This is a genomic window from Sulfitobacter sp. W027 (assembly GCF_025143985.1).
Classification (GTDB): domain Bacteria; phylum Pseudomonadota; class Alphaproteobacteria; order Rhodobacterales; family Rhodobacteraceae; genus Sulfitobacter.
This window is the reverse complement of the sequence record NZ_CP083564.1, coordinates 644,390-669,601: the sequence shown is the minus strand read 5'-3', so window position 1 is coordinate 669,601 and position 25,212 is coordinate 644,390. Positions and strand designations below refer to the sequence as shown.

Below are 25,212 nucleotides of genomic sequence, written 5' to 3'. Positions count from 1 at the left end.
CTATGTAGTCTGTGGCAGACAGGATTTCGCCGAAGCGACGAAAAAGACCGACACGCTTGCGCATGCCGGTCCATTGATCGCGCCTATTGGCGAGCATTTACATATTGGGGTAGTTCGGCCCGTCGCCGCCCTGTGGCGTGGTCCAGACGATGTTCTGCGTCGGGTCTTTGATATCGCAGGTTTTGCAATGCACGCAGTTCTGGAAGTTAATCTGGAACCGTGTCTCGCCGGTCTTTTCATCCTCGACGAACTCGTAAACCCCCGCCGGGCAGTAGCGCGCCGAAGGGCCTGCGTATTTCGGCAGGTTCACCTCGACCGGAATACTTGGGTCTTTCAGCTTAAGGTGCGCGGGCTGGCTTTCCTCGTGGTTGGTAAAGGAGAAGGCCACGTTGGTCAGACGGTCAAAGCTGAGCTTGCCGTCGGGCTTGGGATAGTCGATCTTCTTGTGCTGATCCGCAGGCTCGGTCGCCTCGGCGTCTGACTTGCCATGGCTCAACGTGCCCAACAGCGAGAAGCCGAGCGTGTTGGTCCACATATCAAAGCCACCAAGCACCAGAGAGGCTGTGAGCCCGTATTTCGACCACAGCGGTTTGACGTTGCGCACTTTCTTAAGGTCCGTCGCGATCGGCCCTTCGCGCACATCGGCCTCATATTCGGTCAGCTCATCGCCGCCCCGACCGGCTTGGATCGCGGCATAGGCCGCCTCTGCCGCCGCCTTGCCTGAGAGCATGGCATTGTGGTTGCCCTTGATGCGCGGCACGTTGACCATACCGACCGAACAGCCGAGCAGCGCCACACCGGGGGCCACCATTTTGGGCATCGACTGATAACCGCCTTCGGTGATCGCCCGCGCGCCGTAGGCCACACGTTTCCCGCCTTTAAGCAGGTCGGCCACCATCGGGTGATGCTTGAAGCGCTGGAATTCCATGTAGGGAAACACATGGGGGTTCTTATAGCCAAGGTGGACAACGAAGCCGACGTAAACCTGATTGTTCTCAAGGTGATAGATGAACGACCCGCCGCCCGCGTTGCTGTTCAGAGGCCAGCCCATGGTGTGAGTCACGGTGCCTTCTTTATGCTTGGCGGGATCAATCTCCCAAATCTCTTTCATGCCAAGGCCGTATTTCTGCGGCTCTTTGCCCTCGTCCAACCCGTATTTCGCGATCACCTGTTTGCTCAGGCTGCCGCGCACCCCTTCGGAGAGGAAGACATACTTACCGTGAAGCTCCATGCCCGGCTCATAGCTGGGGCCGGGGGTGCCATCGGCGTTTTTACCCATCTCACCGGCAACGACGCCTTTGACTTCGCCGTTCTCGCCAAAGACGAGTTCGGAACAGGCCATGCCGGGAAAGACTTCGACGCCCAGTTCTTCGGCCTGCTCGGCCATCCAGCGGCAGACATTACCCATGGAGACGATGTAGTTGCCGTGGTTTTTCATCAGCGGTGGCATCGGAAATTCGGGGATGCGCAGCTTGCCCGCCTCGCCCAGCAGATAGAAGTTGTCTTCTTTCACCGGCACATTGATCGGCGCGCCTTTTTCCTTCCAATCGGGGATCAGCGCATCCAGCCCGCAAGGGTCAAGCACCGCACCCGACAGGATATGCGCGCCCACTTCGGAGCCCTTCTCCAACACCACAACATTGCAATCGGCATCCAACTGCTTGAGCCGGATCGCAGCCGACAGGCCAGCAGGCCCGGCGCCGACGATCACAACGTCATATTCCATCGCTTCGCGTTCAATCTCGGCCATCGTGGTGCTCCCTCACGGCAAATTCGGTTTGGATTTGGCTAAACCAGAGCCACGCGCAATGCAATCACGACCCTGCGTTTATTGCGCAAAAGGTGCTCTGAGCGACATAACATGACGCGCAACCCATCAGGTCGCCGGTTCGTCCCCCATCAGATAGCGCGGTCCGGGGCCTTTTTCACCTGCGCGGTCGACCGGATTGTAAAGCGCGCAGGCCTCTAAGCTCAGGCAGCCGCAGCCGATACAGCCGTCAAGGCTATCACGCAGTTTGGTCAGAGTGGCGATCCGCGCGTCGAGTGCAGCGCGGAACCCCTCGGAAATGCGGGTCCAATCGGCCTTTGTTGGCGTGCGCCCGCCCGGCAAGCGGTCCAACTCAGCCTTGATTTGGGGCAGGGTGAAGCCGAATTGCTGGGCGATCATGACGAAGCTCAGCCGCCGCAGATCGGCCCGATCAAACCGCCGCTGCCCGCCCGCATTGCGCCATGGCGCGATCAGCCCCTGCGCCTCATAGTAGCGAATGGCCGAAACGGCGAGCCCGGTGCGCTTTGCCAAAGCCCCGATCGACAGCCCCTCAATTACCGCCATTTCGCCCCCACAATTCCCTTGACCTAAAGTTAGGTTTAACAATTACGCTCAGATGGCACAAGCGATCACAAAAAGGATAAACGCCATGCCCGCGCAACTTGAACATGCCAATTTCACCGTCTCTGACCCCGCCGCCACCGCCAATTGGATGCGCGAGGTCTTTGGCTGGCACCTGAGATGGGAGGGCGACGCCATGGCCGGGGGCCATACCAAACATGTCGGCACCGAGGCGCATTACGTCGCGCTCTACAATCCCGGCAAGGCGGGCACTCTGATGAACACCAGCTACGAGACGATAGGCGCGCTCAATCATATTGCAGTCGTGGTGGATGACTTGGACGCGACTGAAAAAGCAGTGCTGGCGCAGGGGTTCACCACCGGCAATCACGCCGATTATGAGCCCGGACGGCGCTTCTACTTCCACGATGCGGACGGGATCGAATATGAGGTCGTGCAATACGATTGACGGCATTCAACCGCCGATCTCAGGACCGTTAAGCTCTTGCAATTGGCGGGCAGTTTGGGTCAGGTAACCCCCAAGTTGACACGCAATTGGCCGCCCCCCGGCGAAAACCCGGGTGCGGCCCTCATTATGTAGGCATACCGCCATGGAAAAGATCCCGATGACCCGCGATGGTCACACCGCGCTCGAAGTCGAACTCAAGCAGCTCAAGTCGGTTGAACGGCCCGCCATCATCAAGGCCATCGCCGAAGCGCGCGAACATGGTGACCTGTCGGAAAATGCCGAGTATCATTCTGCCAAGGAAAAGCAGTCTTTCATCGAAGGCCGCATCAAAGAGCTTGAGGGCGTGATCTCGCTCGCGGATGTGATTGACCCCAAGAAACTGTCGGGGTCGATCAAATTCGGGGCCACGGTAACGCTGGTGGACGAGGACACCGACGAAGAGAAGACCTATCAAATCGTTGGTGAATATGAGGCCAATATCGAAAAGGGCTTGCTGAACATCAAGTCGCCCATCGCACGCGCGTTGATCGGTAAGGACGAAGGCGATTCCGTCGAGGTTCGCACCCCCGGGGGGCAAAAGTCCTATGAGGTTCTCAAGATCGTCTACGCTTGAACGGGAAGGCTGACATGGCAGAGCCCGACGCTTCCGCACCCCAAGACCAAGCCCCCCGCGCCCCGCGTGGCGGGAATGGCGCCGCACGGCCCGCGCCATTAGGCGTTTATGACCGTCCCAGAGCCAATAGCATCACCGAGATTGAGATCATCGCGGGGGCGCTCTCGGCGCTTTGGCTGCTTGGCACGGCGGTCTATTTCACCTTCATCGCCGCCGAGGTGCCGGAAGGTGCCAATGACGGTGGGCTGCGCGGGCCGTTGATCCTGCTGGTGGTGATCATGCCGGTCGCGATGATCTGGGTCGGGGCCACAGCCGCCCGCGCAGGGCGGGTCATGCGCGAGGAAAGCCAACGCCTACAAGCCGCGATCGACGCGATCCGGCATTCCTACATCTCGCAACAGCAGGGCAACAAACCGGCAGGCGAAGGCAGCATCGCACGCAAGCTGGACGAACTTGCTGCCAGCGCCCGCAAGACCGAGATCGCGCTGGCCGGACTGCAGGGCCGCGACGAGTCCATGCGCCCCGTCACCCCAGCCGCCGCGCCGACACCGCCCGCTGCTGAAGACCAGCCCACACTGGCGCTTGGCACGCAGGCGGGCGACAGTGCGCAGCCACTCTCTGCCGAGGATTTCACCCGCGCGCTTAACTTCCCCGAAACGGCGGAAGATCAGGCCGGGTTCGACGCGCTGCGCCGTGCGCTGAAGGACCGCTCCGCCGCGCAGCTGGTGCAGGCCGCGCAGGACGTGCTGACCCTGCTCAGCCAAGACGGCATCTATATGGACGACCTGCGCCCCGACCGCGCGCGCCCCGAGGTCTGGCGGCAATTCGCCAGCGGTGCGCGGGGCCGCACGATTGCGCCTTTGGGCGGCATTCGGGATCGCTCCTCACTGGCGCTGGCCAATGCGCGTATGCGACAAGACCCGATCTTTCGCGATGCGGCGCATCACTTCCTGCGCCGGTTTGACCGGACCTTTGCCGAGTTCGAGAAACAGGCAACGGATGAGGAAATCTCATCGCTGGCTGACACCCGCACTGCCCGCGCCTTTATGCTACTGGGCCGCTGTGCGGGCACCTTCGACTGACGCGGGGTTTTAGCTGGTAAAGCTGCCGTAGGGGATAAAGCGCACGGTGTCGCCCGGCTTGATGTCGCGGGCGGCTTCGTCCAATTCGACCAACCCTTCGGCCCAGCTTAGCCCGCTGATCCGGCCCGATCCTTCTGAGGCAAAAACCTCGGCCCGGCCATCGCGCATCCGGGCGCGCAGGTATTCCCGCCGCCCGGCCTTTTTGCGCTTCTCAAACGCCGCAGGCACATCAAAACCCTGAGGTTCCTGCCAGCCGCCCCCGGCGAGCAGCGCCATGGCGGGCCGCGCGAAAATCAACGAACAGACCATCGCCGCCACCGGGTTGCCCGGCAGCCCGAAGACCGGCACGCCCTGCCACATCCCAAGCGCCAAGGGCCGCCCCGGTTTCACCGCGATCCGCCAAAGCTGCATTGCCCCCGCTTCGGTCAGCAGGGCGGAGACGTGGTCTTCGTCCCCCGCCGAAGCACCGCCGCTGGTGAGGATCACATCGACCTGCTCTGCGGCTGCGTCGAGCCTTGCGCGCAGCGCGGCGCTGTCATCGGCCACACGGCCCAGATCGACCGCCTCATGACCGAACTCCGCCGCGAGTTGCAGCAGCATCGGACGATTGGCGTCGTAAATCTGACCCTCGCGGGCCGTCTCGCCCATCTCGACCAACTCGTCGCCGGTAGAGAGTACCCCCACCTTCAACCGCTTGCGCAGGCTCACCTCCGCCACGCCCGCTGCCGCCAGCACTGCCAATTCCGCCGGACCAACGCGCCTGCCCCCCGCAAGGATCACATCGCCCGCCTGCACGTCCTCCCCAGCTTTGCGGGTGTTGGCCCCCTGCTTTACCGGCCCGTTGAACCGCAACACGCCGCTCTCGGCGGTCACGTCCTCTTGCAGGATCACGGTATCGACCCCCTCGGGCAGCGCCGCACCGGTCAACACGCGGATCGCCTGCCCCGCAGGGACGGCCCCCGGACGATCCCCCGCCGCCGCACGCCCCGGCATGAGCGGCAGCTCGTGCAGCCCTTCCCCACGCCCCCCGGCAAAGCCGTAGCCATCGACCGCCGTATTGGGCAACGGTGGATTGGCGCGGATTGCGGTGACGTCCTGCGCCAAAATGCGCCCCCCGGCATCGGCAGCAGGAAGGGTTTCCGCCCCCGTCACCGGGTTGAGGCGCTCTTTCAACAACGCCAGCGCTTCGTTCACCGGGGTCCAATGCACACCGGGCGGCAGGGCGAAACAATCGTTGCGCAGCGGTGGCGGCGAGGCCGTGACGGGCTTTGCAGGGGCCGCGATCAGACCCACTTCGCGCAGGATGAAATCAGCAATCGCCTTGGTGTCGTTTAGATCAAACACAGGCCGATCCAACTCCAGCACCACATCACTGGCCACGGCGCGCACCGTGGGGTCATCCGGCGCGATCAGGGCGTTTCCGGTCTCCGCCCGATGCGCTTCGACTTTGGGGTGGCTGTCGCGTTTGTAGCCCTCGATCAACACCAGATCGACGGGCGAGAGCCGCGCGAGCTGAGCCTTCAGATGTGGCTCCTCTGCGCCGCGCAACTCGTGCATCAGGGCAAATCGCGCGCCAGAGGCCAGCAGCACCTCGCGTGCGCCTGCGATGCGGTGGCGGTGGCTGTCCTTGCCAGGGTGATCCACGTCGAAGGTGTGATGGGCATGTTTGACGGTGGAGACGGTGAACCCCCGGCCCGTGATTTCGGCCACCAGCCGCTCCATCAATCCGGTCTTGCCTGCATTCTTCCAGCCGACGACGCCGTAAACCCTCATGCCATCGCCTCTGCTGTCGCCAAATCCTCGGGCGTGTTCACGTTGAAGAATGCCGCCTCATCGGGGAAGAGCGCTTCGCGCCCGTCGTGTTTCTCGGTCCAGAGCACCACCTTACGCAGCCCAACCGCCAAAGCGCTGCGCAGATCGTCGCGCAGCGCCACGGGCCAGAGGCCAAAGGTCGGATGCCGCGCCGTGCCGCGTTTGGCGTCTGGGGTCGCAGCCAAGGCGAGCGGGTGGGTCATGCCATCAGCGGCGAGCAACAGACGCGGCACCAAATCGCAGGGGAAGAAAGGCGTGTCGGCAGCCGCGGTGACAATCGTCTCCGCCCCCTGCTCCGCCGCCCAATCCAACCCGGCAAGCACGCCTGCGAGCGGCCCGGCGAACCCTTCGATACTGTCCGCCAGCACCGGCAGGCCCAGATCCGCAAACCGCGCAGCATCGCCATTGGCGTTGAGCGCCAGCCCTGCCACCTGCGGCTCTAGCCGGTCGATTACCGACGACAGCAACGTACCTTGCCCAAGTGGCAGCAGGCCCTTGTCGCCACCGCCCATACGGGTCGCCTGCCCGCCCGCCAAAATGACACCAAGTGGTTGTTTCATCATTTTATTCCTTTGCGGCCTTACGCCCGCTTTTGCGCGGCTCGTCGGCCACGGTGGACGGATCCGCGTCGCGGATCAACCGACCCTCGCCCGCCAGACAGGTAAATCGCTGCCCGCGCATCCGACCGATCAGCGTGAGGTTCACCTGCTGCGCGATCTCCACCCCCCAAGCGGTGAAACCCGAGCGGGACGCCAGCACCGGAATGCCCATCATCGCCGTCTTGATCACCATCTCAGAGGTCAGCCGCCCGGTGGTATAGAGCACCTTATCTTCGGCCCCCACGCCTTCGGAGAGCATCCAACCGGCGATCTTGTCGACCGCATTGTGGCGGCCCACGTCTTCCATATAAACGAGTGGCCGGTCGCCTTGGCACAGCACGGTGCCGTGGATCGCGCCAGCTTCAAGATAAAGGCTCGGCGTGCGGTTGATCTTGGCCGCCAGCGCATAGAGGTCCGAGGTGCGCACCGGCACTTCGGGCAGACGCACATCGGCCAGCCCCTCCATCATATCACCAAAAACGGTGCCCACCGCGCAGCCGCTGGTGCGGGTCTTGCGCTGCATCTTGTCTTCGTAGTCGGTCGCGCGTTTGGTGCGGACGACGACGGTCTCAAGCTCTTCGTCATAGTCGACGCCGGTGATCTCCTCGTCCGAGCGCAACATCCCCTGATTGCGCAGAAAGCCGAGCGCCAGATAGGCCGGATAGTCGCCTATGGTCATCGCGGTCACGATCTCCTGTCGGTTGAGGAATATCGTCAGGGGGCGTTCTTCGACCACATTGATCGCCACCTCCGCGCCGGTGTGATCCACGCCAGAGACATTCCGCGTCAGTCGAACAGCAGTGGGATCGGGGGCGATCAGATAATTGCTAAGTTCATTGTCTCGGGCCAATTGTATCCCCTTCCGGTTAGGTCTAAGCCTTTGACATTATATTTAAGAGTTCGTCATGGCCATCACCACCACCAAATCCGCCTATCGCAAAGGTATCGTTGACGCATTGCCCTTTGTGCTCGTGATTATCCCCTTCGCCTCGCTCTTTGGCCTTCTGGCCACCGAAGCCGGGTTGAACGTCTTTGAAACACTGACCTTCTCCATTGTGGTGATCGCGGGGGCCGCGCAGTTTACGGCCCTGCAGCTGCTGCAAGAGGATGTACCTACGGCCATCGTGCTCGCCTCGGCGCTGGCGGTAAACCTGCGGATGGCGATGTATTCGGCCTCTCTTACCCCGTGGATCGGAGGCGCGCCGGTCTGGCAGCGGGCACTGGCGGCCTATATGACGGTGGATCAATCCTATGTCGCGGCGATGACCCAGTATGAGCGGGAACCGCAGATGACGGTGCCGCAGCGCATGGCCTATTTCTTTGGGACCGTGACGCCGGTGGTGCCGCTTTGGTATATCTTCACGCTGATCGGCGCGATGGTCGGCTCCAGCGTGCCTGACAGCTGGGCACTGGACTTTGCCATCCCGATCACCTTTCTGGCCATGATCGCGCCGATGTTCCGCACGCTGGCCCATGTGGCAGCGGCACTGGTTGCGGTGATCGTGAGCCTCTTTGCTGTCGAGGTGCCCTATGCGCTTGGGCTGATCATCGCGGGGCTTGCGGGCATGATCACCGGCGCGCAGGTCGAAGCGTGGATGGAACGGCGCAAACCGGGGAGCATGGCATGATGATCGATAGAACCGCACTCTGGGTCGTGATTATCGGCCTCGGGCTGGGCAGCTTTTTCCTGCGCTTTGTCTTTACCGGGCTCGTGGGCAACAAGCAGATGCCCGCGTGGCTGTTGCGGCACCTGCGCTATACCGCCGTGGCGATCCTGCCCGCGCTGGTGGCACCGCAGGTGCTTTGGCCCTCGGGCACGGACGGGCAGTTTGACCTGCCGCGTGTGACTGCGGCGGTGGTTACGCTGGGTGTGGGGCTGGCGACCAAAAACGTGCTCGCCGCGATCCTGTCAGGGGCCGCAGCGCTCTATGGGATGATCTATCTGGTGGGGTAAGCGCGGGCGCTACTGGCGGGCCAGTTGCGCCGCATGCAGGGCGTCGATCACGTCGCCCTCATCATCTTCGTAGTATTTCGTTGTGGTCACGCCCGGCAAGGTCTCAAACCGCTCTTGCAGTTTGACGGGATAGAAGGTCGAGCCGACGTTCTGGAAACCGGAAATCTGACTGAGAATACCGCTGGTGGCATTGGCGCAAAAGGCGCCGGGCACCGCCCCGTTGGATGTCACCAGCTGAAGCGCCCGCTCGGCCACTTCGGGGCTGACGGGAATTTCCTGACTGACCACGTGAAAGGTGCTGCGGGCATGGGCCGATTTATAGGCCTGCAACCAGCCCGGCGTTACACCGTAGAGCACATCGCCCCGCTCAGGCAGACGCCCGTCCCGGAACGATCCCGCGGGATCAAAGATCACACGTTGAGACCCGCTCACCATCAGCGCGCTATGGCCGCCACTTCCGGTGCGGTTGTTCACCATGGTCATCAACGTGAGGGACGGCGGCTCGGGTGAGCGATAGGCCGCACGCGCCACGACGTCGGGCGGGCTATCGGGGCTTTGATCCGCCGAACAGCCAGCCAATACGCTCACCAGCGCGAGTGTCGCCAAGAGAGATTTCAAAAGCCTATCCTCTTGAGCAAGGGTGAGAAGCGATTAACCGGCAAAGATCGCCAGAAGAACCAAGATCGCAAGAATGACAACGACGCTGCGTGTCACGAAGGTCATGAACCCGTCAAAGGTCTTTTCTTGGGCATCGTAATTCATGCTACCGTGTTCATGTTCAGCCATTTTCGTCTCCCTAAGACAAGTTGTTGGCGCTGATTAACCTATTCGCATCACCCTGTCACGAGGGGAAGATAATCAGAATACCATACTAGCAATACGGGAAACTGCGCGCTATAGGGGAATCTTACGGTTGCGTGCACGTTAGAGATTCTTTAGATCAAGTTTCCTCCAGATCGGCGACCAATCGAAACCCAATTCTCTGCGGTGCGGCATCGGGCACCTTCTTTGGCAAGGCCCGCAGCATCACGTTCAACTGCGCAACATGCTGCACCAATTGCGCCCGCGCCCCCGCCGGATCGACACCGTAGAATGTAATGATATCTGGATCGAAGTACCCCATGCCTTCAATTCGCAGCACGCCTGCATCGCCCCCGGCAAAGCCGATGGCCGCCTCATGGTCATTGTCGAGCTTTTCCTCGAAGTTCTTGAGGTAAAGCACCACCCGCTCATAGGCCCATTGCGCCGGAGACTTCTGCTTGACCGGCTTGTCCGTGACCGATTTGGGCAGCGGCTGATCGCCTGATTTGGGCTGGTCCGCGCCGGTGTGCACCTCATGCATGCGCGGTAATGCCGCATCCTCATAGGCCTCGGCTGCTGTCTTTACCTCATCGCCCATCGCTCACCCCCTGCGCTGATACACCCATGCGCCATCCGCCGCGCGCAGCACGCGCGTAGCCTCTCCGGCTTGGTAAAGGTGGCTCAGATGGGCGACGGCTTCAACCAGAGCAAGGCCATATTCCGCCTCTCCGATGTTGCGTTTGAACAGAGGCGCGAAACATTCCGAGGCCGATTTTGGCATGTCGATATAGGCCAAGAGACGGCGAAGGGCGCTGTGGTGGTTTTCGATCAACTGTTTAAGCCGCGTGGGCAGGCCGGTGAAGGGCAGTTTATGCCCGCCCAACACCAGATGATCTTCCCGCGTCAAAGGCACGAAACGCTCGCAGGCCTCCAGCCATTCGCCGATCGGGTCGGCCATGGGCTCGGTTGGATAGACGCCAATATTGGGGCTGATGGAGGGCAGGATTTGATCGCCCGCAATCACCAAATTGTCATCCCGGCTCCAGAAGGTGGCATGCTCGGGTGCATGGCCATTGCCGATATGCACATCCCATTCACGCCCGCCCATGCGGATCACGTCACCTTGACGGATCCGGGTAAAGCCCAGTGGCAAAGGCGCCACCACATCCGAGAAATTGAACGGCCGTTCGCTGGCGCGTTTGTCATAGAGCTCAGCCGCCATGCCCGATTTACGATAAAACGACAGGGATTCGGCAACCGGCACCTCTTGAACATCCAACGTCAGCATCCGCGCGGTCAGCCACGCGGTGCGGGTGGTGACCAGTTCCGCACCGAATTCGCTTTGCAGCCAGCCCGCAAGGCCCACGTGATCTGGGTGATGATGGGTCACGATCACACGGGAAATAGGCTTGCCACCCAGTGGGCCTGCCATCAACCCACGCCAAAGCTCCTTGCTCCGGCGTGAGGCAAAGCCCGTGTCGACTACCGTCCAGCTATCGCCCTCGTCCAATGCGTAGACGTTGACGTGATCCAGCTTCATCGGCAGCGGCAAGCGGAACCAAAGCACCCCCGGCGCCACCTCGATTGCCTCCCCCTCGGCGGGCGGCACCTCCCAAGGATAGCGCAGCCCCTTGGGCGGTTTCGGCGTGGCGGCGGAGAGGGTGGCCTGCTCTGTCATCAACTTCTTAGGTCTTCGACATCAAGCGCATAGAGGTCCTCTGCCCCCGCCTGCGCATGGACCAGTAGGCCCTGATGCTCGGGCAAGAGACGTTGGATATAGAACCGTGCCAGTTTCTCACGCGCGCCGCTGCCGCCTGCGGCTTTCTCGGCCATCGCGGCTTGCAGATGCAAGTGCCCACCCAGCACGCGGGCAAAGGCGCGCAGGTAGGGCACGGCACCGGCGAAACGCTCATTCATGTCCTTTTGCGCGGTGACCCACTCGGTCGCCTCGCGCAGGGTTTCGCTGGCCTGCCAGACGGCATCGGCCATGCGCGGGAACGGGTCGCGTGCGGTTTCGGCATCGGCTTCGATCTCATCCAACAGCCGGTTCGCCGCCTCCCCGCCGTCCATCATCTTGCGGCCCACAAGGTCCATCGCCTGAATGCCGTTGGTGCCCTCGTAGATCGCCGTGACGCGCACATCGCGGCTGAACTGCGCCGCGCCGGTTTCTTCGATAAAGCCCATGCCGCCGTGCACCTGCACGCCCATCTCGGCAACGCTCATGCCCACATCGGTGCCAAAAGCCTTGGTGATCGGCGTGAGGAACGCCGCCCGCGCCGCCCATTCGTCGCCCTGCCCGACGCGTGCCATATCGCTGGCATAGGCACAGCTCAGCGCAATGGCGCGGGCTGCGAAAATGTCGGCCTTCATGCTCAGCAGCATCCGGCGCACATCGGCATGGTCCACAATGGTCCCGGTGCCACCCTCAACAGGCGACCGGCCCTGCTTGCGCTCCAACGCATAGTCCAGCGCCAGTTGATAGGCCCCTTCCGCCGTGCCGATGCCTTGCTCACCCACGCCAAGCCGGGCGTTGTTCATCATCGTGAACATCGCCGCCATGCCGCCGCCCTCGCGGCCAATCATCCAGCCGGTGGCCTTGTCATATTGCATCACCGCGGTGGGCGAGCCGTGCAGGCCCATTTTGTGCTCAAGGCTCACAACGCTGACGCCATTGCGCTGACCCGGCTCGCCATTCTCGTCGGGAATGAACTTCGGCACGAGGAAGAGGCTGATCCCCTTGGTGCCCGCAGGTGCGCCCGGCAGGCGGGCCAGCACCAGATGGCAGACATTGCCCGCAAAATCATTATCGCCCCATGAGATATAAATTTTCTGGCCCGAGACCGCATAGGTCCCGTCGCCATTATCCTCTGCCCGGCTGCTGAGCGCGCCGACGTCCGACCCGGCCTGCGGCTCGGTCAGATTCATCGTACCGGTCCACTCGCCGCTGATCAGCTTGGGCAGGTAGAGATTCTTAATCGCGTCCGAGGCATGATGCTCCAGAGCTTCGATCTGGCCTTGGCTCATCAAGGGGGCGAGCTGCAAAGACAGGCAAGCACCGCTCATCATCTCGTTGACCGCGCTGGTCAGGGTCATCGGCAGGCCCATGCCGCCGTATTCAGGGTCCGCCGACATGCCGATCCAACCGCCCTCTGCAATCGCGGCGAAACCTTCGGCAAACCCGGGAGAGGTTCGCACGATACCGTTTTCCAGCTTTGCAGGGTGCAAATCCCCGCCCCGTTGCAGCGGCGCCAGCACATCATCGCACAGCCGCCCAGCTTCGGACAGGATCGCCCCGGTGACGTCTTCGCTGGCTTCAGAGAAACGGTCGGTGCTGCGGAGCGTTGCGAAATCCAGTACGTCCTCAATCAGAAAACGGTAGTCATCCACGGCGGCGCGGTACGGCATATCATATCCTCCTGAAAGGCGCGCTTGATCTGGCAAGCCTGACATGGCCCTGATAAAGGCTGGTTTATGTTGCCGCCAGCATGAAATGCCCGGCCGCCCCCCGCAACCCAAACGCGGCGTCACGGGATGCTGCACGATCCGACAGGCCGAAACACCCGATGACCCAACCGACCGAGACGCTGACCGCCACGCCCCAAGGCATCGCCCGCGCGGCACGCCTGTTGCAAGACGGCGCGCTCGTCGCCCTGCCGACAGAGACGGTCTATGGCCTTGGCGCGGATGCCCGCAATGGTGAGGCCGTCGCGGGGATCTACGCGGCCAAGGGACGACCCAGTTTCAACCCGCTGATCGTACACCTGCCGGATACCGAGACCGCAAAACGCTACGTGCAATGGACCGACGAGGCCGACTGTCTGGCGCAGGCATTTTGGCCCGGTGCCCTGACGCTGGTTTTGCCGCTGAGGCCCGACAGCGGACTGTCGTCATTAGTTACGGCAGGACTGCCCAGTCTCGCGGTGCGCGTGCCAGCCCACCCTGTGATGCGGCAGGTGTTGCAGGCGCTCGACGGTCCCGTGGCCGCGCCCTCGGCCAACCCCTCAGGCAAAATCAGCGCCACCACGGCCGCGCATGTGTTGGCGGGCCTCGACGGTAAGATCGCGGCGGTGCTGGATGACGGCGCTTGCAGCGTGGGTCTGGAAAGCACGATCATCGGCCTGACCGGCCCGCGCCCAACCCTGCTCCGCGCAGGTGGTCTGCCGAGTGAGGCGATTGAAGCGGCGCTCGGACAAACGCTAGAGATCGTCGATGGGGCAGAAATCATCGCACCGGGGCAGTTGGCCTCCCACTACGCCCCCGGCGCGGCTGTGCGGTTGGATGCAGAAACGGCCGGGCCGGGCGAAGTGTTGCTTGGCTTTGGGACGATGATCTGTGATCTCAACCTCTCACCTGCTGGCGATCTAACCGAGGCGGCGGCGAACCTTTTCGACCATCTGCACCAGCTTGACGCGACCGGTCAGCAAATCGCCGTGGCACCGATCCCCAACCACGGGTTGGGCCGGGCAATCAACGACCGTCTGGCCCGCGCCGCCGCGCCGCGCTAGGCGTGGCCGGCTGAGGCCGAGAGCCCCAAGGGGTCGATGCCAAGCGTTTTGAGCGCCGCGCCCCATTTCTCAGCATCCGGCAGGTCAAAGATCACCTCGGGCGAGGCTTCGCAGGTCAGCCAGCCGTTCTGCGCAATCTCGCCCTCCAGCTGCCCCGGCCCCCAGCCCGCATAGCCCAGCATCAACTGCGCGCGCTCTGGCCCCTTGCCGGTGGCGATGTCTTCGAGAATGTCGCGCGTGGCAGTGAGGGCGATGCCATCGCCCACCCTCAGCGTCTCAATGGCAGAGCGGTATTCGTCGGAATGCAGCACAAACCCGCGCCCCGTCTCAACCGGGCCGCCGAAATGCACGGCCAGCGATTTGGCCTGCGGCGGCGTGTCTTCAACCAGTTGATCCAGCACATCCGACAGGCGCAATTCCGGGGCGGGTTTATTAACCATCAGCCCCATCGCGCCCTGTTCAGAATGCGCCGAAAGATAGATCACGGCATGGGCGAAACGTGGATCGCCCATGCCCGGCATCGCGACCAGCAGCTTGCCCGTCAGTTCCATTGTCTGACCCGTCAACGCCCACCTCCTAAAGGTAACCTTTCCTTGAACATGGCCGCTCGCGCCCCACAAAACAAGAGACCTGCCCCGCCGCCCGCCGCATCGGCGAAACATGGATGATGCAAATGTGACTTGGCAGGCGCGGATGGATACCGCATCAAGGCCGCATGAATATATCGCGCCTCTTCTCCGCCCTTCTGTCCTGCCTTGCCCTTGCCCTGCCTGCCGCCGCACAGGACGGTGTCGGCACGCCGTTGCAGGGTGATCTGCTCACCGGTTGGCAACAGGCTGACGGGCGGCGGGTGGCGGCCATCCGGCTGCGCATGGCACCGGGGTGGAAGACCTATTGGCGCAGCCCCGGTGACGCAGGCATCCCGCCAGAGTTCGACTGGTCCGGCTCGGACAACCTGCACGACGTGCAGATCACATGGCCCGCGCCCAAGGTCTTTGACCAAGGCGGTGTGAACTCCATCGGCTATGCGCGCGAAGTAATCCTGCCGCTGACCATCACCCCGCGCCGCCCCGGTGCCCCGGTAAGCTTGGACGCCAGCATCGACCTTGGCGTGTGCAGTGACATCTGCCTGCCACAAACCATCCGCCTGCGCGCCCTGCTCGACACCCGTGACAGCAAACCCACCCCGGCCATCGCCGCCGCCTTTGCAGCGCGGCCCTTTTCGGGGGCCGAGGCCGGTCTGAAAAGCGCCCATTGCAGCCTGCGCCCCACAGCGCGGGGGCTGGAGATCGTAACCCGGCTTGCCCTGCCCTCTGCCGGAGGGAAAGAAACCGTGGTGATCGAACCCGGTAATCCAAACATGTGGATGAGCGAAACCATCAGCCAGCGGTCGGGCAATACGCTCGTCGCCAGCGGTGAGATGATCGCCGAGAACGGCACGGCGCTGGCGCTCGACCGGTCCGCCATTCGGATCACGGTGATCGGCAAGAACCACGCGGTCGAGATCACAGGCTGCACCTCTGGCTGACCTACGGCGCTACTTGCGGCGCTGATGCTCGTCTAACCGCGGCATGATCTCAACGAAGTTGCAGGGCATGTGACGGTAGTCCAACTGCTTCAGCAGGATGCCGTCCCACGCGTCTTTGCAGGCGCCCGGACTGCCCGGCAGCGCGAACAAATACGTCCCCTGCGCCACACCGCCCGTCGCGCGGCTTTGCACGGCGCTGGTGCCAATTTTTTCCATAGAGATCATGGTGAAGACCGTGCCGAAGGCATCAATCTCTTTCTCATAGACATCCCGGTGCGCCTCGACGGTCACGTCGCGCCCGGTGAGGCCGGTGCCGCCGGTGCTGATCACTACATCGATTTCAGGGTCCGCGCACCAGTCGCGCAATTGCGCCGCGATGGCGGGGCGGTCGTCGGTCACGATTTCGCGCGCCGCCAGCACATGGCCCGCCGCTTCAATCCGCGCGACCAAAACATCACCCGAACGGTCCTCGGCCAAGCTGCGGCTGTCCGAGACGGTCAGCACGGCGATTCTTACGGGAATAAAATCTCGGCTGTCATCGATCCTGCTCATGTTCGCTCCATCATTGCCAAACGCGCGGCCAGTGCCACGAAAATGCCGCTGCTGATCCAGCCGAGCACACGCCCGCCTCCGGCCAGTCGTCGCCCGATCCCGGCAGCGAAAACACCCACCGCGCCGTTGATGACGAAGCCGCCCAAGGCCAGCACCGCGCCGAAGGTCAGGAACTGCGCCAAGACCGGCCCGGCGTCGGGCACCACGAATTGCGGCAAGAACGCCAGCACGAAAAGGATCACCTTGGGGTTGGTCAGATTGACGATAAACCCGGTGTTAAACGCCCGCCAGCCGCCCATGCCAGGCGTCGTATCCCGCGGTTTTCCGGCTTGCCGCAGCGTTTGCACCGCAAGCCACAGCAGATAGGCCACGCCGAGCCAGCGGATCAGATCAAGCGCCCAAGGCAGCGCCGCCACCAGCGCCCCAAGACCAAGCCCCGCCAGAGTCACATGCACCAAAGCGCCCGCTGAAATCCCCGCACTCGCCGCCAGCGCGGCACGCGGTCCTGACCGCAGCCCCTGCCCAAGGCAGAACATCATATCCGCCCCCGGCGTGAGGTTCAACGCCAAGGCGGCGGGCACGAAGGCTAGAAGGGTCAGCGCATCAACCATCGCGCAGCTTAGCCTGAACGCTGAGCAGATCGGCCCAAGCTTCACGTTTGGCTTCGGGATTGCGCAGAAGGTATGCGGGATGCACCATTGGCATGCAGGACAGATCAGCGGCCTTGGTCCAATTGCCCCGCAGCCGCATGATGCTGCGTTTCTCCAGCAGCGACTGGCAGGACCAATTGCCAAACAGCACCAGCACCTTGGGCTTGGCCAATTCGATATGACGCTGCACAAAGGGCCGCATCATCGCAATCTCATCGGGCTTCGGGTCGCGCCCCTGCGGTGTGCGCCATGGCAGGATATTCGATAGGTAGACGTTGCGGTCCCGCCCCATGTCGATCGCCGTCAGCATCCGGTCGAGCATCTGACCGGTACGCCCGACGAAAGGCTTGCCCGCGCGGTCTTCGTCGCGGTCGGGCGCCTCGCCTAAGATCATCAGCGGCGCGCCCGGCACCCCATCGCAGAACACCAGATTGCGCGCGCCCCTGTGCAGCTCGCAGGCTTCAAACCCTTGGATCGCCGCGCGCAATTCGTCCAACGTCTGCGCGCCCTGCGCAGCGCGGCGGGCCAGCGCTACGGGGTCGGGCGTCTCTGCCGCTTGCAGAGGCTGCGGCCCTTTGCCGAGCTTGGCACTGGCCTTGGGCGGGCTTGCGGGCACCTCATAGCGGTTGACCGGCGCGTCGCAAATCGCCTCGGTCGCGCCAAGCTCAACCTGCCACGCCAGCATCTCAGCCGCGTGATGATAATCGAATGATTCCATGGCCGCAGCTTACGCTCTGCGCGCGGGGGGCGAAATGCCCTATCGCTGCGCTTTACCTGCCAACCCGCCCGCGCCTATAAGGCGGCAACAGCAGAAGGGATCGTCACCATGTCATTCGCCCATCGCCACCTGCTTGGCATCGAGCAGCTCTCGCAGTCCGACATTACCACCCTTCTGGATCTGGCCGACACCTATGCCGACCGCAACCGCCAGCCGAACAAGCATTCCGACGCGCTGCGCGGGCTGACGCAGATCAACATGTTCTTTGAAAACTCCACCCGCACGCAGGCGAGTTTCGAGATCGCGGGCAAGCGTCTTGGCGCGGATGTGATGAACATGGCGATGCAGGCCAGCTCAATCAAAAAGGGCGAGACGCTGATCGACACGGCAATGACGCTCAATGCCATGCACCCCGATTTGCTGGTCGTGCGTCACCCGCAGTCGGGCGCGGTGGACCTGCTGGCGCAGAAGGTGAACTGCGCGGTGCTCAACGCGGGCGACGGGCGGCATGAGCATCCCACGCAGGCGCTGCTGGATGCGTTGACGATCCGCCGCGCCAAGGGGCGGCTGCACCGCCTCAGCATCGCCATCTGCGGCGACATCGCGCACAGCCGCGTGGCGCGGTCGAACATCCTGCTGCTGGGCAAGATGGAGAACCGCATCCGCCTTGTCGGCCCGCCAACGTTGATGCCGAGCCAGATCGACCAATTCGGCGTGGAAGTTTTCGACGACATGAAAAAAGGCCTCGAAGGCGTCGACGTGGTGATGATGCTGCGCCTCCAGAAAGAGCGGATGGACGGCGGCTTTATCCCCTCCGAGCGCGAGTACTACCACCGCTACGGGCTGGACGCCGAAAAGCTCGCCCATGCCAGCCCCGATGCCATCGTCATGCACCCCGGCCCGATGAACCGCGGGGTCGAGATTGACGGCACGCTGGCCGATGACATCAACCGCTCGGTGATCCAAGATCAAGTCGAAATGGGCGTCGCCGTGCGCATGGCCGCGATGGATCTGCTGGCGCGCAACCACATCGCCGCTCAGCCCGGCGCGGCCTGACCGGAACCCCAAAGGGCCGCGCGGCGTTTTCCTCTGAACAGTCAAAGGAAGCCGTCATGCCCCATACAGAAGTCGCCCCGCAAGAAGCTGGCAAGGTCCGGGTCTATACTCTCTCGCTCTCTGATGACGAGGCGCGGGCCATGCGTGATGATGAGACCGCGCAGGCGGCAGCACTGGGGGTCGAGCGGATCGACGCGGCCTATACCGAGGTGTTCCGGGTGGCCGACCTCGATCAACTGGGGCTCGCGGGCTATCTGCGCGACGGCAATGGCGTAAATCCAGATCAGATTGAAAAAGACCGCAGCAAGCTTGCCGCGTTGGACGGCTGGGTGCTGATCGTCTACTCGCGCGCCTTCGCCGGGCAGTCGCAGCATCTGACCCCGATCCCGGCGCTGACCCATATCGGGACCTATAGCGAAAGCGGCCCTGAAACCTCTGTGCAAGCGATGGAAGCGGAGGCCGCCCAGCCCTACACCGGCATTCCTCGCGTCTCACCGCCCGAGCCTGCTAAGGGCGGTGGTGGCAAAACAATGTTAATCATCGGGGTCGCTGCTTTGATCCTGATTATCATCTGGTGGCTTCTAGCCTAAAGACGAAAATCGCTGGCGCCTCTGGTGCCAGCGGGGTACATCTGGCGCATGCAAGAACCTGAACACGATCCAAAAATGTCTGGCCGTATCGCCATGGTTGCCCTGCTGGTTGCCTTTGGCGTGGTTGGGCTGATGATTTGGATTGGCGGGTAAGGGCCAGCCGCCTGACGGGCCGGGTTAAAACCGCTTCGTAAATCTGCTTGGTTCGGGGGGCGATTTGGGGCATGACAGCGGCGCATCCGCTTTCGTATCAAAGGCCCGCCCATGACCCAGCTTTTCACCAACCTGCGCATTCTTGACCCCGAAGCTGGCACGCTTGAGCCAGCCGCTGTTTTGGTCCGCGATGGGGTGATTGCCGAGATTTTGAACCACGGGGTTACCGCGGTAGATGGTGCAGAGGTGATCGACTGCGGCGGTCATATCCTCGCCCCCGGCATCGTCGATATCGGCGTGAAGGTTTGTGAGCCGGGCGAGCGGCACAAGGAAAGCTACCGCTCTGCCGGGCTGGCCGCGGCGGCGGGCGGGGTGACCACGATGGTCACGCGCCCTGATACAGACCCCGCCATCGACAGCCCCGAAACGCTCGAATTCGTCACCCGCCGCGCTAATGAGGCCGCCCCGGTGAATGTGGTCCCGATGGCCGCGCTCACCAAAGGCCGCGAAGGGCGCGAGATGACCGAGATCGGCTTTCTAATGGACGCCGGTGCCGCCGCCTTTACCGATTGCGACCGCGTGGTGACGGATACCAAAGTCTTCTCTCGCGCGCTGACCTATGCCCGCAGCCTCGGCGCGCTGGTCATCGCACACCCGCAGGATCCGGGGCTGAGCAAGGGGGCGGCCGTCACCTCCGGCAAATTCGCCTCGCTGCGCGGTTTGCCTGCCGTATCTCCCATGGCCGAACGCATGGGGCTGGACCGCGACATTGCCTTGATCGAAATGACCGGCGCGCGGTATCACGCAGACCAGATCACCACCGCCCGCGCCCTGCCCGCGCTGGAGCGCGCCAAGCGCAACGGGCTCGACATCACCGCGGGCGTGGGCATCCACCATCTCACGCTCAACGCGCTCGATGTGGCCGATTATCGAACCTTCTTTAAGGTGAAACCGCCGCTGCGGGACGAAGAAGATCGCATTGCCGTGGTGGAGGCCGTCGCAAGCGGCTTGATCGACATCATCTGCTCCATGCACACCCCGCAGGATGAAGAAAGCAAACGCCTGCCCTTCGAAGAAGCCGCCAGCGGCGCGGTAGGATTGGAAACGCTGCTGCCCGCTGCCCTGCGACTGGTCCATGCTGAGATGATGGATCTGCCCACGCTTTGGCGCGCGCTGTCGCTGAACCCGGCCAAACGCCTCGGGCTGCCCGGCGGGCGGATCGCGGTGGGTGCGCCTGCGGATCTGGTGCTGTTCAACCCCGACGCCCCCTTCGTACTGGACCGCGCGACGCTGCGGTCAAAATCCAGAAACACGCCCTTTGACGGGATGCGGATGCAGGGTAAGGTCGTCGCAACTTATGTTGCAGGCTCCTGCGTTTACGAGGCGAATTGATGCCCCCTATCGAAACTTCAATCGAGATGATCCTTTTCTGGGCGTTGGCGGGCTATATCATCGGCTCCATCGCCTTTGGTATGGTGCTGGCCCGGATGATGGGGCTGGGCAATCTGCGCAGCATCGGGTCGGGCAACATCGGCGCGACCAATGTGCTGCGCACCGGCAACAAAAAGGCCGCGGCGCTGACGCTGTTGCTGGATGGGGCCAAGGGGGCCGTGGCGGTGTTGCTGGCGCGGGCCTTTGCGGGCGAAGATGCGGCGCAGGCGGCGGCACTTGGGGCGATGATCGGCCATTGTTACCCGATCTGGCTGGCCTTTCGCGGCGGCAAGGGAGTGGCGACTTTTCTAGGCATCATGCTGGCGCTGGCTTGGCCGGTTGGGCTGACATGCTGTGCGGTCTGGTTGATCACTGCGGCACTCTCGCGCATTTCTTCCCTGTCCGCGCTAGCTGCGGCGGCAAGCTCAACCTTCTTGCTGGTATTTCTCGGCTACGGGGAAATGCTGCTCTTGGGGATCGCGCTGACGCTGCTGATCTTCTGGCGGCACCGCGACAACATCCGCCGCATCCGTGCAGGTACGGAATCGCGGATCGGTCAGAAAGGCTGACACCGCCCCGAAGGCGGCATCAGCCTCTTCATGCTTTAGTAGGAATATTCGGCGTAGATACGGCTTAGGTCGCCGTTCCATGGCCCATGATAATCTGCCAGCAGATCATCTGCAGGCACGCGGCCTGTCTCGATACTGTCGCGCAGGGCGTTGAGGAAATGCGTTTCATCCGGCACAAGACCACCGGCACCGGGACGCGCGCGGGATTTCAAACCGGCCTCTGACAGGGCCACCGCCTCGCGCGCAAGATCATGCATCTTGAGCCCGCCAACCTCGGCCTGAAGGCCATGGGTCGAGGCGGCGACGCGCAGTTCTTCCCGCGTCTCTGCATCCCAGTCCTTGACCAAATCCCAAGCGCCATCCAGCGCGGATTGGTCATACATCAGCCCTACCCAGAAGGCGGGCAGCGCGCAAAGACGCCGCCAAGGGCCACCATCGGCCCCGCGCATCTCGATGAACTTCTTTACCCGCGCCTCGGGGAAAAGGGTCGTCAGATGATCGGCCCAATCGCTGAGCGTTGGCTTTTCGCCGGGCAGCGCAGGCAGTTCGCCTTTCAGGAAATCGCGGAAAGACTGGCCAAGCGCGTCGATATATTTACCGTCGCGGTAGACAAAATACATCGGCACATCGAGCGCATATTGCACCCAAGCCTCGAACCCGAAACTTTCATCAAAGACGAAAGGCACCATCCCGGTGCGGGCATCATCCAGATTGCGCCACACCAGCCCGCGGGTGGATTTCACACCATTGGGCTTGCCATCAAGGAAGGGTGAATTTGCGAATAGCGCGTTGGCGATGGGCTGCATCGCCACGGCCACGCGCATCTTTTGCACCATGTCGGCCTCGGTGGCGAAATCTAGGTTCACCTGAACCGTACAAGTGCGGCGCATCATGGTGGTACCCATGGTGCCGACCTTTTGCATATAGCCGTCCATCAACTTGTAGCGGCCCTTGGGCATCAAATCCATTTGCTCATGCGACCATTCGGGTGCTGCCCCTAGACCGATAAAGCCCACGCCGATCTCGTCGGCCACGTCTTTCACTTCGCGCAGATGGGTGTTCACCTCATCACATGTCTCATGGATGGTCTCGACCGGCGCGCCTGACAGCTCCAACTGGCCGCCCGGCTCAAGACTGATGTTGGCACCCTCTTTTTCCAGCCCGATAAGCTTGCCACCCTCCTCGACCGGCGCCCAGCCGTGGCGGTCGCGCAGCCCTTCCAGCATCACCTGGATTGAGCGGTCGCCCTCATAGGGCAACGGCTTGAGGGTATCGGTGCAATAGCCGAATTTCTCGTGTTCTGTGCCGATGCGCCAATCTTCTTTTGGCTTGCAGCCGTCGGCCAGATACTGCGCCATTTGGTCATGATGTTCGATCGGGCCGCCGCCGGATTGAGGAATGGACATATGCGAGGGCTCCGTTTTGAAGGGTCGTCTTGGGTGTCTTCTGAATTGTCGACTTGACGTCGTGTCTTGCAGGGATGGGCGGAATTGCCGGGGCTGTCAATGCAGCAAGACATGCGCCGGGCGCAGGGGTGCGCGCTCCCAGATCACAACGGCGTCATGACGGGTCTTGCGCAACTCAAAGAGCATCCTCTCGGTGCGCAGCCCCGGCAGGGCGGCAAAAGCGTCAAACAGCGCCTCGGATCCGGCAGCATTCACCGGGATCAACAGGGGCGTCTCATCGTCGCGCGGCTCAAGCCGCCAATGGGCTGGAAACATCTGCCGGTCGAGGCTCAGCCGTTGCAGTTCGCGCAGAGAAACCGTGCCCCCGGTCAGCGGGCCGAAATAGGTAATCTGCCCCTCGACGACCTGAACGGCCCCCGCCCCGTCACCTTCACCGCGAAAGCGGGCACGTTGCACGCCAAGCCAGATCAGCGCCGCGCCCCCAGCAAGCGCCGCATAGCCCGGCACCGCGAGTAAAAACCCCGGCCCGGCCACCAGCCAGAGGCCCAAGAGCATCAGCACGCTGCCGACAATCGCTTCGCGCCAACGCCAAAGCTGGTCGCGGGCCCCTTGGCGCAGAAAACTCATTGGGCCATCCTTTGCATCACCAGTCTCCCAAAGCCTGCTGCCACATGGTCATCGCAGCCACCGCCGCCGTATCGGCACGCAGGATGCGCGGGCCTAGCGTGACGGCATGAGCGTGATCGAATGAGTGGAGCCGTTTGCGTTCGCTCTCGGAAAAGCCGCCTTCGGGGCCAATCAGGATGGCCCAAGGCCCCTGCGCGCCTACAGGCAGCGCGCCGCTCTCTCCGACCAGAGCCTCATCGCAGAACATGATCTGCCGGGTGCTGTCCCACTGGTCCAGCAGCCGCCCCAGCTTCTCGGCCTCGGCCACTTCCGGCACATAGGTGCCGCCGCATTGCTCTGCCGCCTCGACCGCATGGGCTTGAAGACGGGACTGCTGCACGCGGCCTGCGTTGGTAAACTCTGTCATCACTGGCATAATGCGGGACGCACCCATCTCGGCGGCTTTTTCAACAATAAAGTCGGTGCGTGTCTTTTTGATAGGGGCAAAGAGCAGCCACAGGTCAGGCGGCATCTGCAAGGGGCGGGTCTGCTCAACACAGATCAGCACCCCGCCGCGTTTGCCCGCCTCGGTGACCTCCGCCAGCCATTCGCCATCGCGCCCGTTGAACAAAAGCACCCCGGCCCCGACCGAGAGCCGCATCACCCCAAAGAGGTAATGCGCCTGCTCACGCGCCAAAGGAACCGTTTGCCCCTGCCCCAAGGGCTGATCTACATACAATCTGATTTTTGCGTTCATAGGGCCAGATATATGCACAACCAGCCGCCTTCGCCAGATGCTACGCCCGATGCGCCTGTTGCCGATGCGGTGGCCGACAATTGGGTCGACCGCCATGCCCCCCGCGCCTTGCGGCCCTATCTGCGGCTGAGCCGCGCGGATCGGCCCATCGGCACATGGCTGTTGTTGTTGCCCTGCTGGTGGGGGCTGAGCCTTGCGATCCTGTTCGACCAATTGCCACGGTGGGAGGATCTGTGGATTTTCGCAGGCTGCGGCATCGGCGCGTTTCTGATGCGCGGCGCAGGCTGTACGTGGAACGACATCACCGACCGCAACATCGACGGCAAGGTCGCGCGCACCCGCTCGCGGCCTATTCCTTCGGGCGCGGTCACGGTGAAACAGGCGCTGGCGTGGATGGTGCTGCAGATGCTGCTGGCGCTGCTGATCCTGCTGACGTTTAACCAAGCGGCCATCGCCATGGGCGTTCTGGCGCTGCTGCCGGTGGCGGTCTACCCCTTTGCAAAACGCTTTACATGGTGGCCGCAGGTCTTTCTGGGGCTGGCCTTCAACTGGGGCGCGATGCTGGCTTGGACAGCCCACGCAGGCACGCTGCACGCGCCTGCCGTGGTGCTCTACCTCGCAGGGATCGCTTGGACGCTGTTCTATGACACGATCTATGCCCATCAGGACGCCGAGGATGACGCGCTGATTGGGGTGAAATCCACCGCGCGGCTTTTTGGTGAGAATTCGGGCCAATGGCTGCGACGCTTCTTAATGGCGACCGTGGGGCTGATGGGGATCGCGGTGATCTATGCCGGGTTGCCGCAGGCTTCGGTGCTGGCGCTGGCGATTGCCCTCGGCGGGCCTTGGGCGATGGGCTGGCATATGGCGTGGCAGCTTCGGGGGCTGGATACGAAGGACAACGCCAAGCTTTTGCAGCTCTTTCGCGCTAACCGTGATACCGGCATGATCCCGCTGTTGTTTTTCGCAGCAAGTCTTCTGGCCTGATTGCACCCCCGGCAGGACGCGCGTATCAAGTCTTGAGCTTAACAA

General features: G+C 62.8%; 29 protein-coding genes. 12 read left to right on the top strand and 17 right to left on the bottom strand.

The annotated features are described in order from the left end of the window. Nucleotides 1-97: 97 nt before the first annotated feature. Both K3759_RS03310 and soxR read right to left on the bottom strand, forming a co-directional pair. Nucleotides 98-1,750 carry an electron transfer flavoprotein-ubiquinone oxidoreductase gene (locus tag K3759_RS03310; RefSeq protein WP_259984307.1) on the bottom strand — a complete coding sequence of 551 codons (1,653 nt, stop codon included), beginning with the start codon at nucleotides 1,748-1,750 and terminating at the stop codon, nucleotides 98-100. 126 nt (nucleotides 1,751-1,876) lie between these two features. Beyond that, nucleotides 1,877-2,332 (bottom strand): redox-sensitive transcriptional activator SoxR, encoded by a 456-nt coding sequence (gene soxR / locus K3759_RS03305; protein WP_259984306.1) that lies wholly within the window; start codon nucleotides 2,330-2,332, stop codon nucleotides 1,877-1,879. Between the two features lie 85 nt (nucleotides 2,333-2,417). Between soxR and K3759_RS03300 the strand changes: the two genes are divergently transcribed. From K3759_RS03300 to K3759_RS03290, 3 genes are all read left to right on the top strand, one after another. Beyond that, nucleotides 2,418-2,798, top strand: a complete 381-nt coding sequence (locus K3759_RS03300; RefSeq protein WP_259984305.1) for a VOC family protein — start codon at nucleotides 2,418-2,420, stop codon at nucleotides 2,796-2,798. A gap of 142 nt (nucleotides 2,799-2,940) precedes the next feature. Further along, nucleotides 2,941-3,411 carry a transcription elongation factor GreA gene (greA, locus tag K3759_RS03295; RefSeq protein ID WP_067624274.1) on the top strand — a complete coding sequence of 157 codons (471 nt, stop codon included), beginning with the start codon at nucleotides 2,941-2,943 and terminating at the stop codon, nucleotides 3,409-3,411. Nucleotides 3,412-3,425: 14 nt separating this feature from the next. Beyond that, on the top strand, nucleotides 3,426-4,493 hold the full coding sequence (locus tag K3759_RS03290; protein WP_259984304.1) for a hypothetical protein: 1,068 nt from the start codon (nucleotides 3,426-3,428) through the stop codon (nucleotides 4,491-4,493). Between the two features lie 9 nt (nucleotides 4,494-4,502). On the opposite strand, the gene K3759_RS03285 is transcribed toward K3759_RS03290, so the two are convergent. The 3 genes from K3759_RS03285 to K3759_RS03275 are packed head-to-tail and all read right to left on the bottom strand — an operon-like array spanning nucleotide 4,503 to nucleotide 7,754. Next, on the bottom strand, nucleotides 4,503-6,266 hold the full coding sequence (locus tag K3759_RS03285; protein ID WP_259984303.1) for a bifunctional molybdopterin-guanine dinucleotide biosynthesis adaptor protein MobB/molybdopterin molybdotransferase MoeA: 1,764 nt from the start codon (nucleotides 6,264-6,266) through the stop codon (nucleotides 4,503-4,505). After that, on the bottom strand, nucleotides 6,263-6,865 hold the full coding sequence (mobA, locus tag K3759_RS03280) for a molybdenum cofactor guanylyltransferase MobA (RefSeq protein ID WP_259984302.1): 603 nt from the start codon (nucleotides 6,863-6,865) through the stop codon (nucleotides 6,263-6,265). Before mobA ends, K3759_RS03285 begins: the two co-directional genes overlap by 4 nt. A 4-nt stretch (nucleotides 6,866-6,869) precedes the next feature. Further along, nucleotides 6,870-7,754, bottom strand: coding sequence for a formate dehydrogenase accessory sulfurtransferase FdhD (locus K3759_RS03275; RefSeq protein WP_259984301.1), 885 nt, complete (start codon nucleotides 7,752-7,754; stop codon nucleotides 6,870-6,872). Nucleotides 7,755-7,809: 55 nt separating this feature from the next. Here K3759_RS03275 and K3759_RS03270 point away from each other — a divergent pair, with 55 nt between their 5' ends. Further along, on the top strand, nucleotides 7,810-8,532 hold the full coding sequence (locus K3759_RS03270) for an AzlC family ABC transporter permease (protein ID WP_259984300.1): 723 nt from the start codon (nucleotides 7,810-7,812) through the stop codon (nucleotides 8,530-8,532). Beyond that, entirely contained in the window at nucleotides 8,532-8,858 is a 327-nt protein-coding gene (locus K3759_RS03265; RefSeq protein WP_259985550.1) for an AzlD domain-containing protein, read from the top strand. Before K3759_RS03270 ends, K3759_RS03265 begins: the two co-directional genes overlap by 1 nt. A 9-nt stretch (nucleotides 8,859-8,867) precedes the next feature. Here the strand turns inward: K3759_RS03265 and K3759_RS03260 are convergent, their stop codons facing one another. The 5 genes from K3759_RS03260 to K3759_RS03240 all read right to left on the bottom strand — a co-directional run bounded on the left by K3759_RS03260 (nucleotide 8,868) and on the right by K3759_RS03240 (nucleotide 13,064). Continuing rightward, nucleotides 8,868-9,476, bottom strand: coding sequence for a hypothetical protein (locus K3759_RS03260; protein ID WP_259984299.1), 609 nt, complete (start codon nucleotides 9,474-9,476; stop codon nucleotides 8,868-8,870). A gap of 33 nt (nucleotides 9,477-9,509) precedes the next feature. Continuing rightward, entirely contained in the window at nucleotides 9,510-9,644 is a 135-nt protein-coding gene (locus K3759_RS03255; RefSeq protein WP_259984298.1) for an aa3-type cytochrome c oxidase subunit IV, read from the bottom strand. A gap of 154 nt (nucleotides 9,645-9,798) precedes the next feature. Then, nucleotides 9,799-10,257, bottom strand: coding sequence for a DUF6173 family protein (locus tag K3759_RS03250; RefSeq protein ID WP_259984297.1), 459 nt, complete (start codon nucleotides 10,255-10,257; stop codon nucleotides 9,799-9,801). Nucleotides 10,258-10,260: 3 nt separating this feature from the next. Next, on the bottom strand, nucleotides 10,261-11,337 hold the full coding sequence (locus K3759_RS03245; protein WP_259984296.1) for an MBL fold metallo-hydrolase: 1,077 nt from the start codon (nucleotides 11,335-11,337) through the stop codon (nucleotides 10,261-10,263). Beyond that, nucleotides 11,337-13,064: an acyl-CoA dehydrogenase gene (locus tag K3759_RS03240; protein ID WP_259984295.1), complete on the bottom strand. Its 1,728-nt coding sequence runs from the start codon at nucleotides 13,062-13,064 to the stop codon at nucleotides 11,337-11,339. Before K3759_RS03240 ends, K3759_RS03245 begins: the two co-directional genes overlap by 1 nt. 158 nt (nucleotides 13,065-13,222) lie before the next feature. Between K3759_RS03240 and K3759_RS03235 the strand changes: the two genes are divergently transcribed. Beyond that, on the top strand, nucleotides 13,223-14,164 hold the full coding sequence (locus K3759_RS03235; RefSeq protein ID WP_259984294.1) for an L-threonylcarbamoyladenylate synthase: 942 nt from the start codon (nucleotides 13,223-13,225) through the stop codon (nucleotides 14,162-14,164). Here K3759_RS03235 and K3759_RS03230 read toward each other — a convergent pair. Beyond that, nucleotides 14,161-14,715: a YqgE/AlgH family protein gene (locus K3759_RS03230; protein ID WP_259985548.1), complete on the bottom strand. Its 555-nt coding sequence runs from the start codon at nucleotides 14,713-14,715 to the stop codon at nucleotides 14,161-14,163. The two genes, K3759_RS03235 and K3759_RS03230, sit on opposite strands and share 4 nt — an antisense overlap. Nucleotides 14,716-14,879: 164 nt before the next feature. Between K3759_RS03230 and K3759_RS03225 the strand changes: the two genes are divergently transcribed. Further along, the gene (locus K3759_RS03225) at nucleotides 14,880-15,692 is read left to right on the top strand and encodes a protein-disulfide reductase DsbD domain-containing protein (protein WP_259984293.1); all 813 of its coding nucleotides are present in this window, start codon (nucleotides 14,880-14,882) and stop codon (nucleotides 15,690-15,692) included. A gap of 9 nt (nucleotides 15,693-15,701) precedes the next feature. Here the strand turns inward: K3759_RS03225 and moaB are convergent, their stop codons facing one another. From moaB to K3759_RS03210, 3 genes are read right to left on the bottom strand one after another with little or no spacing between them, the layout of a single operon-like run. Further along, nucleotides 15,702-16,244, bottom strand: a complete 543-nt coding sequence (gene moaB, locus K3759_RS03220; protein ID WP_259984292.1) for a molybdenum cofactor biosynthesis protein B — start codon at nucleotides 16,242-16,244, stop codon at nucleotides 15,702-15,704. Next, nucleotides 16,241-16,855, bottom strand: a complete 615-nt coding sequence (locus K3759_RS03215) for a LysE family translocator (protein ID WP_259984291.1) — start codon at nucleotides 16,853-16,855, stop codon at nucleotides 16,241-16,243. The genes moaB and K3759_RS03215 overlap by 4 nt, the downstream gene beginning before the upstream one ends. Beyond that, on the bottom strand, nucleotides 16,848-17,612 hold the full coding sequence (locus K3759_RS03210; RefSeq protein WP_259984290.1) for a uracil-DNA glycosylase family protein: 765 nt from the start codon (nucleotides 17,610-17,612) through the stop codon (nucleotides 16,848-16,850). Before K3759_RS03210 ends, K3759_RS03215 begins: the two co-directional genes overlap by 8 nt. A gap of 108 nt (nucleotides 17,613-17,720) precedes the next feature. Between K3759_RS03210 and K3759_RS03205 the strand changes: the two genes are divergently transcribed. The 4 genes from K3759_RS03205 (at nucleotide 17,721) to plsY (ending at nucleotide 21,411) form a co-directional block, all read left to right on the top strand. Beyond that, on the top strand, nucleotides 17,721-18,668 hold the full coding sequence (locus tag K3759_RS03205) for an aspartate carbamoyltransferase catalytic subunit (RefSeq protein WP_067265620.1): 948 nt from the start codon (nucleotides 17,721-17,723) through the stop codon (nucleotides 18,666-18,668). Nucleotides 18,669-18,724: 56 nt separating this feature from the next. Further along, nucleotides 18,725-19,258 carry a hypothetical protein gene (locus K3759_RS03200; protein ID WP_259984289.1) on the top strand — a complete coding sequence of 178 codons (534 nt, stop codon included), beginning with the start codon at nucleotides 18,725-18,727 and terminating at the stop codon, nucleotides 19,256-19,258. Between the two features lie 264 nt (nucleotides 19,259-19,522). After that, nucleotides 19,523-20,803 carry a dihydroorotase gene (pyrC, locus tag K3759_RS03195; RefSeq protein ID WP_259984288.1) on the top strand — a complete coding sequence of 427 codons (1,281 nt, stop codon included), beginning with the start codon at nucleotides 19,523-19,525 and terminating at the stop codon, nucleotides 20,801-20,803. After that, nucleotides 20,803-21,411, top strand: a complete 609-nt coding sequence (gene plsY / locus K3759_RS03190) for a glycerol-3-phosphate 1-O-acyltransferase PlsY (RefSeq protein ID WP_259984287.1) — start codon at nucleotides 20,803-20,805, stop codon at nucleotides 21,409-21,411. The genes pyrC and plsY overlap by 1 nt, the downstream gene beginning before the upstream one ends. Before the next feature lie 35 nt (nucleotides 21,412-21,446). Here plsY and K3759_RS03185 read toward each other — a convergent pair whose 3' ends face one another. The 3 genes from K3759_RS03185 to K3759_RS03175 all read right to left on the bottom strand — a co-directional run bounded on the left by K3759_RS03185 (nucleotide 21,447) and on the right by K3759_RS03175 (nucleotide 24,180). Continuing rightward, nucleotides 21,447-22,817, bottom strand: a complete 1,371-nt coding sequence (locus K3759_RS03185; protein WP_259984286.1) for a glutamate--cysteine ligase — start codon at nucleotides 22,815-22,817, stop codon at nucleotides 21,447-21,449. 96 nt (nucleotides 22,818-22,913) lie between these two features. Then, a complete protein-coding gene (locus tag K3759_RS03180; protein ID WP_259984285.1) occupies nucleotides 22,914-23,444 on the bottom strand; it encodes a hypothetical protein in 531 nt (176 codons plus the stop codon). A 16-nt stretch (nucleotides 23,445-23,460) separates the two neighbouring features. Then, entirely contained in the window at nucleotides 23,461-24,180 is a 720-nt protein-coding gene (locus K3759_RS03175; protein WP_259984284.1) for a 16S rRNA (uracil(1498)-N(3))-methyltransferase, read from the bottom strand. Nucleotides 24,181-24,192: 12 nt separating this feature from the next. Between K3759_RS03175 and ubiA the strand changes: the two genes are divergently transcribed. Then, on the top strand, nucleotides 24,193-25,167 hold the full coding sequence (gene ubiA, locus K3759_RS03170) for a 4-hydroxybenzoate octaprenyltransferase (RefSeq protein ID WP_243262299.1): 975 nt from the start codon (nucleotides 24,193-24,195) through the stop codon (nucleotides 25,165-25,167). The last annotated feature ends 45 nt before the right edge of the window (nucleotides 25,168-25,212 follow it).

What these genes read in the sequence shown, in the direction of transcription:
- K3759_RS03185 (WP_259984286.1), bottom strand. Translation starts at nt 22,817, where the DNA reads ATGTCCATTCCTCAATCCGGCGGCGGCCCGATCGAACATCATGACCAA.
- K3759_RS03235 (WP_259984294.1), top strand. Translation starts at nt 13,223, where the DNA reads ATGACCCAACCGACCGAGACGCTGACCGCCACGCCCCAAGGCATCGCC.
- plsY (WP_259984287.1), top strand. Translation starts at nt 20,803, where the DNA reads ATGCCCCCTATCGAAACTTCAATCGAGATGATCCTTTTCTGGGCGTTG.
- soxR (WP_259984306.1), bottom strand. Translation starts at nt 2,332, where the DNA reads ATGGCGGTAATTGAGGGGCTGTCGATCGGGGCTTTGGCAAAGCGCACC.
- K3759_RS03245 (WP_259984296.1), bottom strand. Translation starts at nt 11,337, where the DNA reads ATGACAGAGCAGGCCACCCTCTCCGCCGCCACGCCGAAACCGCCCAAG.
- K3759_RS03210 (WP_259984290.1), bottom strand. Translation starts at nt 17,612, where the DNA reads ATGGAATCATTCGATTATCATCACGCGGCTGAGATGCTGGCGTGGCAG.
- ubiA (WP_243262299.1), top strand. Translation starts at nt 24,193, where the DNA reads ATGCACAACCAGCCGCCTTCGCCAGATGCTACGCCCGATGCGCCTGTT.
- K3759_RS03205 (WP_067265620.1), top strand. Translation starts at nt 17,721, where the DNA reads ATGTCATTCGCCCATCGCCACCTGCTTGGCATCGAGCAGCTCTCGCAG.
- K3759_RS03250 (WP_259984297.1), bottom strand. Translation starts at nt 10,257, where the DNA reads ATGGGCGATGAGGTAAAGACAGCAGCCGAGGCCTATGAGGATGCGGCA.
- K3759_RS03290 (WP_259984304.1), top strand. Translation starts at nt 3,426, where the DNA reads ATGGCAGAGCCCGACGCTTCCGCACCCCAAGACCAAGCCCCCCGCGCC.
- moaB (WP_259984292.1), bottom strand. Translation starts at nt 16,244, where the DNA reads ATGAGCAGGATCGATGACAGCCGAGATTTTATTCCCGTAAGAATCGCC.
- K3759_RS03270 (WP_259984300.1), top strand. Translation starts at nt 7,810, where the DNA reads ATGGCCATCACCACCACCAAATCCGCCTATCGCAAAGGTATCGTTGAC.
- K3759_RS03230 (WP_259985548.1), bottom strand. Translation starts at nt 14,715, where the DNA reads ATGGAACTGACGGGCAAGCTGCTGGTCGCGATGCCGGGCATGGGCGAT.
- K3759_RS03200 (WP_259984289.1), top strand. Translation starts at nt 18,725, where the DNA reads ATGCCCCATACAGAAGTCGCCCCGCAAGAAGCTGGCAAGGTCCGGGTC.
- pyrC (WP_259984288.1), top strand. Translation starts at nt 19,523, where the DNA reads ATGACCCAGCTTTTCACCAACCTGCGCATTCTTGACCCCGAAGCTGGC.
- greA (WP_067624274.1), top strand. Translation starts at nt 2,941, where the DNA reads ATGGAAAAGATCCCGATGACCCGCGATGGTCACACCGCGCTCGAAGTC.
- K3759_RS03255 (WP_259984298.1), bottom strand. Translation starts at nt 9,644, where the DNA reads ATGGCTGAACATGAACACGGTAGCATGAATTACGATGCCCAAGAAAAG.
- K3759_RS03285 (WP_259984303.1), bottom strand. Translation starts at nt 6,266, where the DNA reads ATGAGGGTTTACGGCGTCGTCGGCTGGAAGAATGCAGGCAAGACCGGA.
- mobA (WP_259984302.1), bottom strand. Translation starts at nt 6,865, where the DNA reads ATGAAACAACCACTTGGTGTCATTTTGGCGGGCGGGCAGGCGACCCGT.
- K3759_RS03225 (WP_259984293.1), top strand. Translation starts at nt 14,880, where the DNA reads ATGAATATATCGCGCCTCTTCTCCGCCCTTCTGTCCTGCCTTGCCCTT.
- K3759_RS03300 (WP_259984305.1), top strand. Translation starts at nt 2,418, where the DNA reads ATGCCCGCGCAACTTGAACATGCCAATTTCACCGTCTCTGACCCCGCC.
- K3759_RS03265 (WP_259985550.1), top strand. Translation starts at nt 8,532, where the DNA reads ATGATCGATAGAACCGCACTCTGGGTCGTGATTATCGGCCTCGGGCTG.
- K3759_RS03215 (WP_259984291.1), bottom strand. Translation starts at nt 16,855, where the DNA reads ATGGTTGATGCGCTGACCCTTCTAGCCTTCGTGCCCGCCGCCTTGGCG.
- K3759_RS03175 (WP_259984284.1), bottom strand. Translation starts at nt 24,180, where the DNA reads ATGAACGCAAAAATCAGATTGTATGTAGATCAGCCCTTGGGGCAGGGG.
- K3759_RS03310 (WP_259984307.1), bottom strand. Translation starts at nt 1,750, where the DNA reads ATGGCCGAGATTGAACGCGAAGCGATGGAATATGACGTTGTGATCGTC.
- K3759_RS03240 (WP_259984295.1), bottom strand. Translation starts at nt 13,064, where the DNA reads ATGCCGTACCGCGCCGCCGTGGATGACTACCGTTTTCTGATTGAGGAC.
- K3759_RS03180 (WP_259984285.1), bottom strand. Translation starts at nt 23,444, where the DNA reads ATGAGTTTTCTGCGCCAAGGGGCCCGCGACCAGCTTTGGCGTTGGCGC.